This is a genomic window from Pseudoalteromonas sp. NZS100, assembly GCF_015864815.1.
GTDB lineage: Bacteria > Pseudomonadota > Gammaproteobacteria > Enterobacterales > Alteromonadaceae > Pseudoalteromonas > Pseudoalteromonas distincta.
On sequence record NZ_JADYWM010000008.1, the window covers coordinates 24732 to 39900 of the forward strand.

16 protein-coding genes are annotated in these 15169 nt (G+C 39.5%); 6 read left to right on the plus strand and 10 right to left on the minus strand.

Translation table 11 applies throughout. From position 1 onward, the window contains the following. Nucleotides 1–4: 4 nt before the first annotated feature. Nucleotides 5–1705, minus strand: a complete 1701-nt coding sequence (locus I6E69_RS10140) for a Zn-dependent hydrolase (protein ID WP_197121188.1) — start codon at nt 1703–1705, stop codon at nt 5–7. A 296-nt stretch (nt 1706–2001) separates the two neighbouring features. Between I6E69_RS10140 and I6E69_RS10145 the strand changes: the two genes are divergently transcribed. Beyond that, the gene (locus I6E69_RS10145) at nt 2002–2841 is read left to right on the plus strand and encodes an HDOD domain-containing protein (protein ID WP_039485043.1); all 840 of its coding nucleotides are present in this window, start codon (nt 2002–2004) and stop codon (nt 2839–2841) included. 55 nt (nt 2842–2896) lie between these two features. Here the strand turns inward: I6E69_RS10145 and I6E69_RS10150 are convergent, their stop codons facing one another. The 5 genes from I6E69_RS10150 to I6E69_RS10170 all read right to left on the minus strand — a co-directional run bounded on the left by I6E69_RS10150 (nt 2897) and on the right by I6E69_RS10170 (nt 5866). Then, on the minus strand, nt 2897–4579 hold the full coding sequence (locus I6E69_RS10150) for an amidohydrolase (protein WP_197121189.1): 1683 nt from the start codon (nt 4577–4579) through the stop codon (nt 2897–2899). A 132-nt stretch (nt 4580–4711) separates the two neighbouring features. Beyond that, nucleotides 4712–4948 carry a calcium-binding protein gene (locus I6E69_RS10155; protein WP_002961647.1) on the minus strand — a complete coding sequence of 79 codons (237 nt, stop codon included), beginning with the start codon at nt 4946–4948 and terminating at the stop codon, nt 4712–4714. A 9-nt stretch (nt 4949–4957) separates the two neighbouring features. Continuing rightward, on the minus strand, nt 4958–5194 hold the full coding sequence (locus I6E69_RS10160; protein ID WP_197121190.1) for an EF-hand domain-containing protein: 237 nt from the start codon (nt 5192–5194) through the stop codon (nt 4958–4960). Nucleotides 5195–5380: 186 nt separating this feature from the next. Beyond that, nucleotides 5381–5608: a hypothetical protein gene (locus tag I6E69_RS10165; protein WP_024597597.1), complete on the minus strand. Its 228-nt coding sequence runs from the start codon at nt 5606–5608 to the stop codon at nt 5381–5383. 24 nt (nt 5609–5632) lie between these two features. Further along, entirely contained in the window at nt 5633–5866 is a 234-nt protein-coding gene (locus tag I6E69_RS10170) for an EF-hand domain-containing protein (RefSeq protein ID WP_002961641.1), read from the minus strand. A gap of 330 nt (nt 5867–6196) precedes the next feature. Here I6E69_RS10170 and I6E69_RS10175 point away from each other — a divergent pair, with 330 nt between their 5' ends. From I6E69_RS10175 to I6E69_RS10190, 4 genes are read left to right on the plus strand one after another with little or no spacing between them, the layout of a single operon-like run. Then, nucleotides 6197–7654, plus strand: a complete 1458-nt coding sequence (locus tag I6E69_RS10175; RefSeq protein ID WP_197121191.1) for a sensor histidine kinase KdpD — start codon at nt 6197–6199, stop codon at nt 7652–7654. Between the two features lies 1 nt (nt 7655). After that, the gene (locus I6E69_RS10180) at nt 7656–8201 is read left to right on the plus strand and encodes a hypothetical protein (RefSeq protein ID WP_197121192.1); all 546 of its coding nucleotides are present in this window, start codon (nt 7656–7658) and stop codon (nt 8199–8201) included. 2 nt (nt 8202–8203) lie between these two features. Then, a complete protein-coding gene (locus I6E69_RS10185; RefSeq protein WP_197121193.1) occupies nt 8204–9553 on the plus strand; it encodes a sigma 54-interacting transcriptional regulator in 1350 nt (449 codons plus the stop codon). Between the two features lie 8 nt (nt 9554–9561). Further along, on the plus strand, nt 9562–10062 hold the full coding sequence (locus I6E69_RS10190) for a DUF1543 domain-containing protein (RefSeq protein WP_002961636.1): 501 nt from the start codon (nt 9562–9564) through the stop codon (nt 10060–10062). Nucleotides 10063–10092: 30 nt separating this feature from the next. Here the strand turns inward: I6E69_RS10190 and I6E69_RS10195 are convergent, their stop codons facing one another. Beyond that, nucleotides 10093–10320, minus strand: coding sequence for a hypothetical protein (locus I6E69_RS10195; RefSeq protein ID WP_007581571.1), 228 nt, complete (start codon nt 10318–10320; stop codon nt 10093–10095). Between the two features lie 132 nt (nt 10321–10452). On the opposite strand from I6E69_RS10195, the gene I6E69_RS10200 reads away from it, so the two are divergent. Further along, nucleotides 10453–11703 (plus strand): multifunctional CCA addition/repair protein, encoded by a 1251-nt coding sequence (locus tag I6E69_RS10200; protein ID WP_197121194.1) that lies wholly within the window; start codon nt 10453–10455, stop codon nt 11701–11703. A 5-nt stretch (nt 11704–11708) separates the two neighbouring features. Here I6E69_RS10200 and I6E69_RS10205 read toward each other — a convergent pair whose 3' ends face one another. The 3 genes from I6E69_RS10205 to pdsR all read right to left on the minus strand — a co-directional run bounded on the left by I6E69_RS10205 (nt 11709) and on the right by pdsR (nt 14968). Beyond that, on the minus strand, nt 11709–11873 hold the full coding sequence (locus I6E69_RS10205) for a hypothetical protein (protein WP_197121195.1): 165 nt from the start codon (nt 11871–11873) through the stop codon (nt 11709–11711). Nucleotides 11874–12140: 267 nt separating this feature from the next. Next, nucleotides 12141–14279 (minus strand): proteobacterial dedicated sortase system histidine kinase, encoded by a 2139-nt coding sequence (gene pdsS / locus I6E69_RS10210; RefSeq protein WP_197121196.1) that lies wholly within the window; start codon nt 14277–14279, stop codon nt 12141–12143. Next, nucleotides 14279–14968: a proteobacterial dedicated sortase system response regulator gene (pdsR, locus tag I6E69_RS10215; protein ID WP_197121197.1), complete on the minus strand. Its 690-nt coding sequence runs from the start codon at nt 14966–14968 to the stop codon at nt 14279–14281. Before pdsR ends, pdsS begins: the two co-directional genes overlap by 1 nt. Nucleotides 14969–15169 lie beyond the last annotated feature (201 nt).

The following is a 15169-nucleotide window of genomic DNA, read 5'->3' on the forward strand; positions in this document are numbered from 1 at the left end:
AAACTTATTTAAGCCCTAGTATTTCCTTACCTTGCTTAAATGTTACATCTACAGGGATATTAGCTTTACTTAGTTTTTCTAAGTCTTTAGCAAGTTCTTCTTTAATGTCGCCATGCGTTGCAATTAGTTGATCTACTTTTTCGTAATCGCCATCACCTTGTAAGGTTAAAATTAAGCGAGAAAGCTTAGCCATTGCAATGCTCATTTTTTCCATATTAACGCGGTATAAGCCTTCTTCATTTTTAGAAAAAGCACCTTCTTGAGCAAAAAAGTTAAAGCGGATCATATTTGCTTTACCATGCGCGCTTGATGCGCCAAAACGAACTGAGCGGAATATACCAGCCATGAAGGTCGTGTAATAATCTTCAATAGTGCCTTCAGTAATTTCGCCTTTTTTAAGTAACTGTTCAATCATGTATAGACCTAAAATATCGGCTTTACCTTCTTCAAGGGCACTTGCGTGTTCTTGTAGTGATTGACGAACAGTACCTTTACCTGTGATTGTATTTTTAATACCTAAACCGTGAGCCACTTCATGGAACATCGTATTGGCAAAAAATGCATCAAAAGTAATGTGTTTACGCTGCTCTGGTACAATTAACTGCTCTGAAATTGGCACTAAAATTTTATCAAATTTAGCACGCATTGCGTTTTTAAGTTGCAGACGACGAGTTCCTTTTTCTAGCTGTACTTGCTCATCGTTTGGTAAGTTAATTGCAATTGTTTTACTACCCGCGTTTGAATGTCCAGCGTAGTAAACAACATCATATGCATTTAGGTCGGCGTCAGAGCCTGGTACTTCTTGTTTGTACTTAGCATCTACAGGTAAGCCTTTTTGAAGCTCAGGTAAAAATGCTGCAAATTTAGCTAAGCGTTCGCTCCATTTTAAATCTTTAATAAGTACGTAAGATTCATAAGCTGCGCGGTAACCAAATAATTGATCTTCATAAGTTTCAATTGGACCAATAACCACATCTACTGGGTTATTTTTCATATCCATCCAAGCAAAGTCAGATACTTGAAAGTCATCTTTTTGTAGGGCATCGGCACGCAAGTTTAGATAGTTAGCAAATTCTTTATCGTCAGCAAGTTTGCTTGCTTCACGTAAAATATCAGCGGCTTTTGCAAGCTCATCAGCGTATTCTTTTGAATAAGGCACGCTGTAAAGCTTACCTTGCTCATCACGCTTAATTACAGAATAAAGCCCTGTTTTATCTTCAACGTCTGCATTGTTCAACTCTTCTTTGGTTATATCAGCAGGGTAAAACTGTGCGCCAAGAGGTTTTTCTTTATAGCTGGATAAAAATGCTTCATCACCATTTAAACGATCCCATGGACCATAGTTAATATCAGCAAATTTACGTACTTTTCCATCGTTTAGTTTTGCTAAAAAAGCATCTTTATTTTCACCAAATGCTTGCTTCCAAAATAACTCATCCATTATTTTTGAAGCGTCAATAAGCTTTGCAACCATTGCTCGTTGATTATCGCTTAAGTGCGATAAATCACTTTGTAAGCTAAAGTCGGTGTAAATATCTAAACGTTGTTTATCTGCATTAATAAGCTTAGGGCCTGACTGTGCACTGCTTTTTTGAGCAAGCTCTACGGCTGTGTTGTCGGTAGAAGACGGCGCTTGTTCAGAACATGCGCTAAGAAAAACAACACCAGAGAGCATAATTGCTTGGCTAATTTTATTTAAGATCATTATATTGCCTGTTAAAAAGTAAGTTTAATAATTTGTACTGCTTTAGTTAAAATATTAAGTATGTACAAACGCTTCCTTATTGTGAGTGCATTAAAGCAAAACTAAATGGTAAATAGCAAGTATTTGGCGTTGTAAGGCAAGCATGAGCGGTAAAGCATTATAAATAAAAATAAACTTCTATAATTTTCTTAACTTTATCGGTAAGTTAGACAATACTAATTATATTACTAATACGAAAATTAACTGCCTGAGTTTGCAGTTACTTTACAGGCTGAACACAAAAGGATGGCAGCTTTATGTCTACAGAAAACGCTTTATTAACGATTCTAGTCGATAGAATAAATAACGATACGTTGGTTTTACCAACGCTACCTGAAGTAGCGATTAAGGTTCGCCAAGCTGCAGATAACCCAGATGTGAATTTAATCCAAATGTCAGATGTAATCTCACAAGATCCAGCGCTTTCAGCTCGTATGATAAAAGTAGCTAATAGTGCGATTATGGGACGTTCTGTAAAAGTATCTAATTTACAACAAGCAGTGACTCGTATTGGATTACGTCAAATTAAAAACATTGCTACAGCTATGGCTATGGAACAATTATTTGTATCAAATAATGAGCTAATTAAAGGCTACATGGGTAAGGCATGGCAAAAAACATTAACTGTTGCTAGCCATTCAATATCACTCATGGAGTTTTATTTAAAAAATAGTAAGCACACGTCACTTAACCGCGATTCTATTACACTCGCCGCACTTGTTTATAATATTGGTGTATTACCAATTTTAACTGAAGCTGAGCGCCACCCAGAGGTATTTGCTAATCCAAGCTTTTTGGCTCATGCAATTCAAAAGCTGAGTGGAAAGGTTGGCTCATCTATTATGCAAGCGTGGGAATTCCCTAAAGAGTTTGTTGATGTAGCTCAGAGCTGGGCTGACCCAAGTTACAAACCTGAAAAAGTAAGTTACGTGGATTTTATTCGAGTAGGGGCTATTTTAGAGGGCACATTACAGGTTTCTGATAAGTCTGCAGCGCTGCAAACGTATATAGACAAAGGCGTTATACCGTCTATGCAGCTATTCACAAGTGATGAGTACAACGACATGCTAAAAGATGTGAAAAACATGTTTAGCTAAACATGTTTTATTACACAAACAAAAAGGGTTAACTTGCGTTAACCCTTTTTTAGTTTTATTTTTCGGTGGTATTTTCTGTCTTAGTTTTTTCGTATCGCTTTATTCCTGCTACCCATGTTTGCAGTACGTTTGTTTTGTATATCTCGTCAACAGGCACTTTAAAGTAGTCTTTATCAATTAAAATAAAGTCGGCCCATTTACCTTTTTCTAAACTACCCACCTTAAATTCTTGATGAGCTGCATAGGCGCCACCAAGAGTAAATGCACGTAATGCATCTTCTCGGCTTAGTACTTCACTTGCGCGCCAGCCGTTTTCCGGTAGTTTGTTATGGTCCATGCGTGTAATGGCTGAATACAAACCATCAAATGGATTTGCAAGCTCTACAGGGTAATCAGAGCCCGCAGCAACAACCGAACCTTGCTGTAAAAATGTTTGCCACGCGTAGGCGCCGCTTAGTTGTTTTTCAGTTAAACGCTGCTCTGCCATATGCATATCTGAAGTGGCATGCACCGGCTGCATTGAAGGGATTATTTTTAACGCTTTAAAGCGAGGGATATCATCAGGGGTTACAATTTGGGCGTGCTCTATTCGGTTGCGCAGTAATATACCGCCCGTTTTTTTAAACACATTTTGATAGGCATCAAGTACTACTTTATTTGCTTTGTCGCCAATGGCGTGAGTATTTGCGCTAAAGCCGCTTTTAAAGCTTTGTGTAAAGAGTGCTTCGAGTTTCTCTTGTGTTTCAAGCATTAAACCATGGTGACCCGGTCTGTCTGCATATTCTTCAATAAGTGCTGCACCACGAGAGCCCAATGCGCCATCGGCGTAAACTTTAACACTGCGAATTTCCATAAAGTCATTTTTGTCGTGGTATCGGCCTGCCTTTAACATTGTGTCTAAATCAGGGCTTGCACCACTTAACATTGCCACAATACGTAGCGGTAAATTACCAAGGTCGCCGCGCTCTTTGTAAACCTCCCATGTGGTTTTATCAATACCTGCATCGTGAGTAGAGGTAATGCCTAAACTTAATAAATGTTTACCTGCTGCATCTAGTGAGTCACTTATATCTTGTTTAGAAGGGGCTGGCATATGCTGGGTAATTAGCGATTCTGCTTTGTCTACAAAAATACCCGTAGGATTACCAAATTCGTCTTTAATTATCTCACCGCCTTCAGGCGCTTTTGTTTGGGCGTTAATCCCAGCAAGTTCGAGCGCTTTTGAATTAACCCAAATGGCGTGACTATCAACCCGCGAAAGAACCACAGGTCGATCGCTCACTACTTTGTCTAAATCTTTAGCTGTAGGAAAGCGTGTATCAGCCCAAAGCTCTTGGTTCCAACCTCGCCCAATAATCCAACCTTGTTTGTTATCGGCAAATACTTTTAGTTTATTCGTTACTTCATCAACCGATTTTGCACCGCGTACATCAAGTTGCGATAAATTATCGCCAAGGCCAATAACGTGCCCATGAGCATCAATTAAGCCTGGTAATAAGGTATTACCGTGCGCGTCAATTAGCTTGGCATCTGGGTAGCTATCTTTAAGTGTATCGCTACCTAGTTTTACTACCTTGCCATTTTTAATAACGAGGGTAGTAAACTGCTGTACTTCACCTTGATATAAAGGGGTATAACCATTGGCGTTATAAATTACTTTTGTTTGTGCAAGAGTATAACTAGAACTAGCGCAAAGGCTGGCTAGTATGAGTGGTTTGATTATTTTTTTGAGCGGCATAAGGCATTATTTTTTATTGTTAGTGCGTTAACACTAGCAAACCCAACTTTATAATACCAATATGTGAGACAAATTATGATGAAGAAAAAAGCAGTAAAGCTAGAACATAAAATATCTAGCTTTTGAAAGGGTTTATTTACTAGCGTATAAACTGTATTCACTTAGCGTTAGCTTGCCGTCTTTGTCTTGATCGTAGCTTGAAAACCGAGACCACAAAGCGGGGTCTACAGCGGTTTCTGAACGTGTTAAAAAACCATCCTGGTTTCTATCAAGTTTTTCAAATTGCTCTGCAACATTGTTGCTTGCAGCAAAGCCTAATGTGCTAAAAATACTAAACGCAAAAAGCGCTATATAGCTTGTTTTTTTCATGAAAAATACTCAGTAGAGGTTATTGGTAAGGTAATTTTTAAATTCGATTAACGAAATTTGGTTATCTTGGTTTTTGTCCCATTTTACAAATGTGTTTAATAGTTGTGGTTGGGGATCAAGTTCGTCATGCGTTAAATAGCCACTTTTGTCGCTATCGAGGTGATCAAAGCGTTGCTTTACATCAAGTGCAGCGGCATCAAAGCTTAATAGTATTAAGATGCTTATAATAAGGGGAAGTATCTTCATGGTGTTCCTTCCAAAAGATGTATTTAAAGTTTATGGATAAAAAAAAGGGAAAAGGAAAAAGCACTTGCCGTAATTTAACTCCCAACATTAAATCCTTTTACACACTCCCTCAGGGATTATGGCAAATGCTTTTAATTCCAGTTTACCTATAACAAGCTTAAGTAAAGCTTAATCAGTAATTACTCATTAAGGTTTAAAGCTTTCAAATTCTTTTTTTGAGACTTTTTCATCACCATCTTCATCTAAGTCAGCAAACTGTCTCATTACTTCCTTGTCTTCCTTTGCTTCTGCAATTGATATTTGTCCGTCCATGTCTTTATCTAAGTGGGCAAAGCGCACATTTGTTGGCGATGCAATTACGGTGGCACTAATTGCTAAAAACATTAATGAAAAAGCGGCTATAAGTTGTTTCATAATCACGTTCCTTATTAAATGAGTTTATTGAATAAATTTTTTGAATTCATCTAGCGACAATTGCCCATCTTGATTAGTATCAATTTGAGAAAAATTCTCGTGTAACACAGCATCTTCACCTGCTTCGGCTTCACTTAATGTGCCGTTACTGTCTTTATCAAGTTCGTTAAAAGTCGCGTGAACGTCCATTGCGTGTGCATTAGCGCCTAAAAAGCCTAAAGCCAGTAATGATGAAATTACTAAAATGCGTTTGTTCATAATTATTTCCTTATTGATTGAAGTTATTACTCCTATTACAAAAATGGTGCCAATAATAATTGTTGTTATTTTTCAGTTGGTTATTGTTTTTGCTTTAAGCCAGTGAGAAGTTTTTACTGAGTTTATTGTAATTTTTGTGCGCCTTTTGCAACACTATTTAGTGAGGTTGAAAGGGAGTTTATTAAAATCAACGAGTTACGCTGTCTCTATTTGGCGACACATTGTTTTATAGTGCTGGCTGTTAATCGTATTAAATATAATTGCTGGTTCAGCTAGTGTATAAGGTAAGCACTTAATAATAGAACGCTTAACTTAAAAGGACTAAACGAAATGCCAGCAACCATAGCTAAAAAATACCAAGCAATGCTTAACTGGCGGCCTAATTTAATTGGGCAATTTGCAATGAGTATGCTGCTTTCGCTACTGCCGCTTTCTATAGTGGTGATCGTATTTTTAAATGCGCTTAATAAGCAATTAGCAGTGACTCAAAGTATTGTGAGTAACAACTACCAAGTTACCAAATCGTTTAACACTTTAAAGCAAGAGCTTAACAGTCTTGAACGCGCTACTAGGCAAAACTGGGTATTAAAAAGTGAATCGCTTGATAAGCTCATTGTCGATAAATGGCAATCATCCCTACAAAGCATTGATGAACTCAAATTTGTAAACACGAATAAAGAGTATATCAACCAATGGCAACGCTTATATACCACCTTACAAACCGCGCATGTAAAACTCGTTGAGCAAAAACAACAACAAGCTGAGCTATTTGTGCCAGTGAGCGATTTAATTGCTGAGCTTACTTTATGGTTACGTGATAAAAACGAAGCGCAAATTACCAATAACCAAAATGAGCTTACAAGCCTGCAAGCGTCATTTATAAACTGGCTGGTGGCACTTATTCCACTGACTTTAATTGTTGGGGGAGGTTTTTTATGGCGCATAAGTGGGCGGCTAAAAGGGTTAACTACGGTTATTGATAAGCTTGGGCAGGGGCATTGGCAGCAAAAAATATCTGTGAAAGGTTCAGCTGAGCTTGTTGAGCTAGGAGAAAAACTCCAATGGGTACAAGAGCAGCTTCATATGCTTGAGCAGCAAAAAGATACTTTTTTACGCCATGTAACTCATGAGCTAAAAACGCCGCTTGCTTCAATGGTCGAAGGCACTGACTTATTAACTGATGAAATAGTAGGCCCAATTACCGCTGAGCAAAAAGCGGTGCTTGAGCTCATTAGCCAATCTATGGTGCGCCTTCGTACAATGATTGACAGTTTGCTGAGTTATAATGCGATTCGCACCAGTAAAGACAGCTTAAGCGAAGTTGAATTTAGTCTTCTTATTAATAAAATTAATAGCCATTTTGAGCATCGCTTAACTGCGCGTCAGCAAGCTCTGCAGTGGCAAAATACTTTACCTAACAAACCGCTTGCTTTACCTAGTGAGCTTATTGAGATGATTTTAATTCAGCTTATTTCAAATGGCTTAAAATTTTCAGAGGATAAGCAAAGCGTTACTATTAATTTAGCGCTTGAGCAAAACCAGCTTTGTATCGTTGTACTTGATAAAGGGTGCGGTATTAAAGAGCAAGAAAAAACTCAAATTTTCAGCGCATTTTATCAAGGTAAACACAGTAAAAATGTTACGCTGCAAGGCAGTGGACTGGGTTTAACTATTGTAAAAGAGTCTGTTGAACAGCTAAGAGGTACACTTAGTGTTGAGCATAACGAGCCACATGGTTGCCGGTTTTCAATTAAAATTCCCATAACAAAAAATCTAGGAGTTAATTAACATGCGCTTGCGTTTAATCGCTATTTTATGTGTGCTCAGTAGCAGCATGGTTATATCAGGTTGTGAAATTAATAATGGGCAAGAAGAGCGTGTGTCAATTACACCTGCACCTGTGGTCGATACAAAAAAAACGAACGACAAAAACAGTAACCCTAGTCCAAAGCCTAGACCAAAAATTGAGCCAAGCTATCCTCCTGCAGAGCAGGTTATTGCATGGCATGCTAATCAGTGTGGTGGATTCAAATTGGTACCTAGCAAAGATGTTTTTACAGGCGAAAACGAGCTTAAACGCTTTTTTAAGTTCATGTGCTTAAACATAAATGATGATCCAAATACGGTAATGACTAAGTTGTTAAAGCTCGATCTTGCTTACTTTTGGCCTGATGACATAAAGCAATATTTATGGCTTCAAAAGCAGCAAGTAACTATGCAAATAAATGCTAAAAAAGAGCAGCAAGCACTTAATAATAAAATGCAAGAAACCCTCTCATCGTTAGCAACGATTGAGCAGCAACTTTTACTACGAGAAGAAACGAAGGAGCAGTAACGATGGCCGCAACTAAAGTACAAGGTGCAAAAGTATTACTCGTAGACGACGACGCTAGCTTATTAAAACTGCTCGCTATTCGTATCGAATCAAAAGGATACGAAGTGACAACCTGCGAAAGCGGCTTAACCGCACTACAAATACTTAAAAGCCAAGTGTTTGACGCCGTAATAACCGACTTACGCATGGATGAAATGGATGGTATGGCACTGCATCGTCAGCTGCAAAGCCGCTACCCAGCATTACCTGTCATTATGATGACAGCGCACGGCTCAATTCCTGATGCAGTAGAGGCAACTAAGCAGGGCATTTTTGCATTTATAACTAAACCAGTGGATAAAGATGAGCTATTTGACAGCCTTGCTAAAGCGATAGAAATTCATGGTGTTAACGCCGATGAAGCTGCACCTAAAAGTAATATAGTTTCGCGCAGTGGTGCAATGCTGCACTTGTTAGAGCAAGTAAAACTACTTGGGCCAACGCAAGTTAATGTACTTATTTCGGGGGCTAGTGGTACTGGTAAAGAGTTACTCGCACAGGCGATTCATCAGCATAGTCATGTAAGCGGTGGCCCTTTTGTTGCAATTAACTGCGGCGCTGTACCAGGGGAGCTTTTAGAGTCTGAATTATTTGGTCATAAAAAAGGCTCGTTTACGGGTGCAATTAAAGATCACCAAGGTTTGTTTCAACAAGCACAGGGTGGCACGTTATTTTTAGACGAAATAGGCGATATGCCGCTTAACTTACAGGTTAAGCTACTGCGCGTATTACAAGAAAAAACAATTCGCCCAGTAGGCTTTCAAGAAGAGATAGCAATTGATGTACGTATTGTATCGGCAACACACAAAAATCTTCCTGAAGCTATTTTAAACCAGCAATTTAGAGAAGATTTATACTATCGCTTAAACGTAGTTAATTTAAAATTACCGCCACTGTGTGAGCGCCGCGAAGATATAAGCTTATTAGCACAGCACTTTAGTGCAAGCATTGCTAAGCGCATGAACCAGACTGAAAAACACTTTGCAAGCGATGCTATGCATGCGCTTGTACGTTACGACTGGCCAGGTAATATCCGCCAATTACAAAACGTAGTAGAGCAGGTTGTAGCATTAACACCGAGCGATGTTATTTCAGAGCATTTAGTGTTAGCTGCGCTAAATAGTAACGAAACAAACGTAGAACCATTATCACTAAACGACGCTAAAAAAGAGTTTGAGCGCGACTATGTAATTAACACTTTAAAAATGGCAGGTGGTAACGTAGCTGAAGGCGCTAAGCTTGCCAAGCGCAATCGCTCAGATTTTTATAAGTTGATTAAAAAGCATAATATTGATGTTGATAATTTAGGTTAAGGAAAAGCATGCAGTTATTTATGGTGTATTTAGGTGGCCGGATTCAAGGTTGCCATATTGAAATGCACGATATTCGCTTTGTAGTAGGGGAGAATATAGAGCAAACCTACTCAAAGTTAAAAAGCCAATGGGTAGGCGACAGAAGTAGTGTTCACATGGATAGCTACATGGCAATTAATCATATTGATGGCTTTAAAGTAGAAGTTGTTGATAGCTATGTGGAGCAAAATAAACAACTTTATTTTGTAAATTTAGGCGCTTACAGAAGTGATTCCATGGCTGAGCAACATGACTTTGCACTGTATGTTGCAAGTAGTAGCCATGAAGCTAAAGAGCGCGCTAAAAACGATTTGCTCGCAGGGCTTAGTCATATTCATAAAGATGATTTACATGATGTGGACGATTGCTTTGCCATTGATTTACTCGACAGCCAGCTAAACATTAAGCTCACGCCCAGCGGTATATCGCAGCCGATAAAGCCAGACTGGTTTGGCTATCACATACTTTAAATTATAATAAGTAGCTAAAACAGAGTAGGATTAAGAGTCCTGCTCGTTTTGTTCATCCTTTTCGCTTTTAGCCGCCATTTTAAACGCCACAATAACCAACCCAAACATAGCAAACGGCAGTGCTGCCAACATGTATTCAACCACATTACTGTCTTGAAAATTTGCTTGTAGTAAAAAGTGACCCGCCACACACATCAAAATAACCACTAATAAAATGGGTAGTAACATGAGTTCTTTTTTTGATGAATGGTTTTTCATTAATTATGAGGCTATAGCTAAAAATAATGCGCCATTGTAATGAGCTTACTTAAGCTTGGCAAATACCGCAGAATTTTTTAATTAATGATATGATTAGCGTCAAACAATTGGGCAAGTGTTATTGGGAATAAAGTGAAAAGTAACTTAAAACAAGTTTACCTCGTTGGCGGTGCAGTGCGCGACAAACTGCTAAATATAAAATCAAAAGATAACGACTATGTAGTGATTGGGGAAACACCAAAAACGATGGAATCGCTTGGTTTTGTGCCAATAGGTAGTGACTTTCCGGTTTACTTACACCCAAAAACAAAAGAAGAATACGCACTAGGACGCACAGAGCGTAAAAGTGGCAAAGGCTATACTGGCTTTGTGGTTGATGCCAGCCCAACCGTTACGCTAGAAGAAGATTTAGCAAGGCGCGATTTAACCATAAATTCAATGGCGCTTGATGAACACGGTAATATTATTGACCCGTTTAATGGCCAAACTGACTTACAAAATAAAACACTGCGCCACACCACTGAGGCATTTGTAGAAGACCCTGTTCGAGTACTGCGTATTGCCCGTTTTTTAGCGCGTTATGGCAGCGATTGGCGTATTCACCCAAGTACGTATGAATTGATGCGCGAGCTTAAAAATAAAGGTGAGCTCAATCATTTAGTACCTGAGCGCGTGTGGCTTGAAACCGAAAAAGCACTGGGTGAAAAGCATCCTGAGCTTTATTTTGAAGCATTGCAAGGCTTGGGTATTTTTCCAGAACTTGAGCGCATGGTTAATGTACCGCAACCGGCAAACCATCATCCTGAAGGGGATGTATTTGTTCATACTATGTTGGTACTTAGGCGTGCAGCCGATTTAAATTTTAACTTGGAAGCACGTTTTGCTGCACTTACCCATGATTTTGGAAAAGCGCTTAGTTTTAAAAAATATGGAAACCTACGGGGGCATGAACGCGAAGGCGTTGCAGTTATTGAGGCGTTTTGTGAGCGCTTAAAAGTGCCTAACCGTTTTCGCGATGTTGGTGTACTCACCAGTGATAATCACACCCTTTGCCATACAGTTGATCAGTTAAGGCCGCAAACCATTCACAAGCTAATAGTGACTAACTTAAATGCGTTGGTACACCCAGAACGTTTTATAGCGTTTACCCAAGCATGCCAATGCGATGCACAAGGGCGTGGTGAAACACTGGTAGATAAGCCATACCCGCAAGCAGCTAAGCTGCGAGCAATTCATACTGAACTGCAAAAAATGGATAAGAAACAAGTAGTGCAAGATGCACTTAAAAATGGCAAAAAAGGCCCTGAAATAGGCGAAGAAGTAAAACTTGCAGAAATAAACTGCATTAAAGCATTTTTAGAACATGAGAAGTCCCAAGCGTAATAAAATTAGACTAAGTAGTGCGATACGCCTTGGTTTTTAGTCGTGTCGTGCTTTCTTAGCTCTTTGTAATTGGTGTTTTTTGGTTTTACCTCTTCAGACTTGGGCTTTTTAGAGGGCCTGTATAAGTCAAAAATAAAGTCTAGTTCTTCACGCTCTAGTGATGGTTTCATGAGTATTCCTTCAATTTAATACTTTAATATGATGTAGGGTATGGTCATTTGACTGAATAAAAAGTGAATAGTTACATTTGAAGTTGTACTAAATTGTAACCGGCGGGTTTTAAGGGATGAGAGGGGTTTATTTGTTAATTTATATGGGGTTAAGATAAATTTAAGTAACTCTTTTTAACTAAAAATATACAGCTGAATTTAATTTATTACGTACTTACTATTTGCATATAATGCAGTGGCTATAAATATAACGGTACAAATAAAGCCCTAACCATTAGCTAACGGCAGTGTTACGGTAAATACTACACCATCACCTTGTTCGTTGTTTTGCGCGGTTACACTGCCTTTATGGTAGTCGCACACCAGCCTTACAATATAAAGCCCTAACCCCAAATGTGGCTGTTGCTGCATTTGCAGGCTACGTACCGACACCATTGAATCAAAAATATGCTCAGTTAATCCTTCGGGTAACGCAGGGCCTGTGTTTCTCACTGTTAATGTTGCTTTATTTTCAGTGTGCCTAAGGCTTACATTAATAGCCGTATTGGCTTTGCTGAACTCCAGCGCGTTATTAATAAGTTTATCAAGCAGCTGAGCTATAAACTCCGGTGCACCTTGCATAGGTAATTTGCTTTGGCATACATCAAGCGTAAATAACTGGTTTGGGTAAGTAAGCTGATAGCCTTGCATACAGCCATTTATTACTTTTTGTAAATCAAAAGGCTCAGACTCGTTGCTTTGAATACTTTGCTCAAGGCGGGTGGCTTCGCTCATGGTGGTTATTATTTTACCTAAGCGTTCAACGCCTTCACTGGCGCGGTCGAGGTATTTTTGACTCAGCTCGTTTTGTGGCAAGCTTTGTAAGTTTTCAAGGGATGAGCGCACTACAGCAACTGGCGTGCGCAGCTCGTGGGATAACCGCGACGACATATTCTCTAAGTAATCGGTATAGCCGCCAAGTCGGCTTACAATATTTGAAAAACTACGAGACAGATCGCCAATTTCATCGTTAGCGTCGCTGTAATTAATACTGCCGGTAACACGCCCTTGTGCATCAATCGCTTGTTCAGCTGTATCGCGCAGTCGCCTAATTCGGTTTGATATACGTGAGGCAAAAAAGAACAAGGTGACAGTACCAATTAGCATTACAGCTAAAATAACGTTAAAGAGTTTTTCGAGCGATTTGTTACGCAGCGTACGTACGCCGTTTGTGGTTTCCTCTGCTATTACCGCGCCAATTACTTGGTCTTGAATCCAAATAGGGTAAGCGGCCGATAAAATAACGGCTTTACTGTCGGGTGTTAATCGCCAAGACGATGCTGGTTGTCCTTTTAATGCTTTCGCTAAATGTGTGCCCTGCATAGAGGCTACATCGTGCAGGGTATCTAAAAACTCATTTTCGGGGCGCGTTAATATTTTATAGTAAATAGGGTGTAAGTAATTTTGCTCAAAGCGCTGCCACCAAGTTTCAGGTGCTTTATTAGCAAGCCCATCAGCCCATACGCCATCTGCATTTTGAATAGTACCCGATTGCGCAAGTACGCGATGATGGTTATCGACCACCCAAATGCGGCTACCACTGTGGCCCATGCCTTTTAAAATACGGCTAATTTCTGGAGAAGGGACTAATACTGAGCCTAAATCGTTTGGGTTACTTAAGTTTGAGGTCGACATTATTTTAGGCTCTAACAATGCCTTTTTACTATCTACGTCAACAATAGCAAAGCCAAGTTTGTTGCCTAGCATGCTAATAGGAAAGCGCAGCTCTACGTTATAACCTGATTCGGTACTTTCAAAATAGCCCTGAATTTTTGTAAAAGGGGCTTTGGTATTTGCATCAAATGCATTAACCCAGCCATCTTGGCGTGGCGCAATTATATAGGTATTAAATTGGCCGTCAGGTGTTTTTAAGCCAATTTGTAAATAATCGTTATTGGTAATACTTAAGCTATTTTTAGCGCGATAAATAAGGGTATTGTCGGTGACTTTAAATACGGCGTATAAGTAGTTATCAAATTTTCCCACCATATGATAAAACGATAAGTCACGGGCTTGATGTTTGTTATCTGTTTTTTGTAAGTAGCGCTTGTCGTAATGCCAAAATAGCGGTTGGTAGCTGTCCCAATCGTTAAGTTTACCGTCGAGCTGAATAGGATTTTTAAGATTATAAGCGTATAAATCGCGGCCTTTTACTACTTGGTCTAAAAAGTTGGTTTGTTCGTCAAATAATGCAGGGCGTTCATGTAATGCAGTGGCAAGTGCGCGAGTAGTGCCTACGAGGGTTTTTTCTTGGCCTTGGCGTAAAAACTTTTCCATTTCCCATACGTACTCGTAGCCAAGCCACGGCAGCAAAAACAAAAAACATGAAAGTAATATAAATTTACTGCGCAGACCAAATCGTAGCATTAGTGTTGTTCCCACCGATAGCCCATACCGTACACGGTATCTATACAATCAAAGGTGCTATCGAGTGCTATAAACTTTTTACGAATACGTTTTACGTGTGAAGTAATAGTGCTGTCGTCTACATAAATTTTTGCATCGCTCATTAAATCGTTACGGCTTTTAACATGGCCTGGTCGCTGGGCGAGTGAATGCAGCATCCAAAATTCGGTTACGGTTAAATCAACTAATTGTTGCTGCCAAAATACCTGCATACGTTGCGTGTCGAGCGTTAAGTGCCCGCGTGCTATGAGTGCGTTTGCATCAGCGGGTTGTTCAAGTGCTTCCATTCGGCGAAACAGCGCACCAATACGTGCAGCTAAGTGAGCCAAGCTTATGTCTTTTGTTAGGTAGTCGTCGGCGCCCATGCGCAGGCCGCATACAGTATCTATTTCGCTATCGCGGGCGGTTAAAAAAATAATAGGCAGTGTTTTAGAAAGCGAACGCAATGTTTGGCACAGTAAAAAACCACCATCTATTTCATGGCCTAGGCCAATATCAACAATGGCTAAATCGGGCAGGGCATTTTTAAATTCAGCTTCAGCGCTGGCGCGATTTTCAAAGCCACTTACTTGGTAGCCCTGTGCGCTCAGCATTTCTGTGTAGTTTTCGCGGATTGCGGGTTCATCTTCAACGATGGCTATTTTTTTCATTTTAATCATTATCCTATCGGCTCTGCTGTGCACTATATCGAAGTTTTTAAGCTAAGTAAGGTTAAAAAGGCAATTGCCATTTTTTTGCCACAATTGCTCAGCAGTTTGCCATTTTTGATCCCCTTTGCTGCCACTTGAGCTTGTTTTAATACACCCATCAAAACAAAACATCACAAATTAAAAAGTAAGTTTAAGGATCAA

Excerpts from the sequence above, each read along its gene's own strand:
- I6E69_RS10195 (WP_007581571.1), bottom strand. The coding sequence starts at position 10,320 with ATGAAAAACCATTCATCAAAAAAAGAACTCATGTTACTACCCATTTTA.
- I6E69_RS10165 (WP_024597597.1), bottom strand. The coding sequence starts at position 5,608 with ATGAAACAACTTATAGCCGCTTTTTCATTAATGTTTTTAGCAATTAGT.
- I6E69_RS10140 (WP_197121188.1), bottom strand. The coding sequence starts at position 1,705 with ATGATCTTAAATAAAATTAGCCAAGCAATTATGCTCTCTGGTGTTGTT.
- I6E69_RS10150 (WP_197121189.1), bottom strand. The coding sequence starts at position 4,579 with ATGCCGCTCAAAAAAATAATCAAACCACTCATACTAGCCAGCCTTTGC.
- I6E69_RS10160 (WP_197121190.1), bottom strand. The coding sequence starts at position 5,194 with ATGAAGATACTTCCCCTTATTATAAGCATCTTAATACTATTAAGCTTT.
- I6E69_RS10180 (WP_197121192.1), top strand. The coding sequence starts at position 7,656 with ATGCGCTTGCGTTTAATCGCTATTTTATGTGTGCTCAGTAGCAGCATG.
- I6E69_RS10190 (WP_002961636.1), top strand. The coding sequence starts at position 9,562 with ATGCAGTTATTTATGGTGTATTTAGGTGGCCGGATTCAAGGTTGCCAT.
- I6E69_RS10155 (WP_002961647.1), bottom strand. The coding sequence starts at position 4,948 with ATGAAAAAAACAAGCTATATAGCGCTTTTTGCGTTTAGTATTTTTAGC.
- I6E69_RS10205 (WP_197121195.1), bottom strand. The coding sequence starts at position 11,873 with ATGAAACCATCACTAGAGCGTGAAGAACTAGACTTTATTTTTGACTTA.
- I6E69_RS10175 (WP_197121191.1), top strand. The coding sequence starts at position 6,197 with ATGCCAGCAACCATAGCTAAAAAATACCAAGCAATGCTTAACTGGCGG.
- pdsR (WP_197121197.1), bottom strand. The coding sequence starts at position 14,968 with ATGAAAAAAATAGCCATCGTTGAAGATGAACCCGCAATCCGCGAAAAC.
- I6E69_RS10145 (WP_039485043.1), top strand. The coding sequence starts at position 2,002 with ATGTCTACAGAAAACGCTTTATTAACGATTCTAGTCGATAGAATAAAT.
- pdsS (WP_197121196.1), bottom strand. The coding sequence starts at position 14,279 with ATGCTACGATTTGGTCTGCGCAGTAAATTTATATTACTTTCATGTTTT.
- I6E69_RS10185 (WP_197121193.1), top strand. The coding sequence starts at position 8,204 with ATGGCCGCAACTAAAGTACAAGGTGCAAAAGTATTACTCGTAGACGAC.
- I6E69_RS10170 (WP_002961641.1), bottom strand. The coding sequence starts at position 5,866 with ATGAACAAACGCATTTTAGTAATTTCATCATTACTGGCTTTAGGCTTT.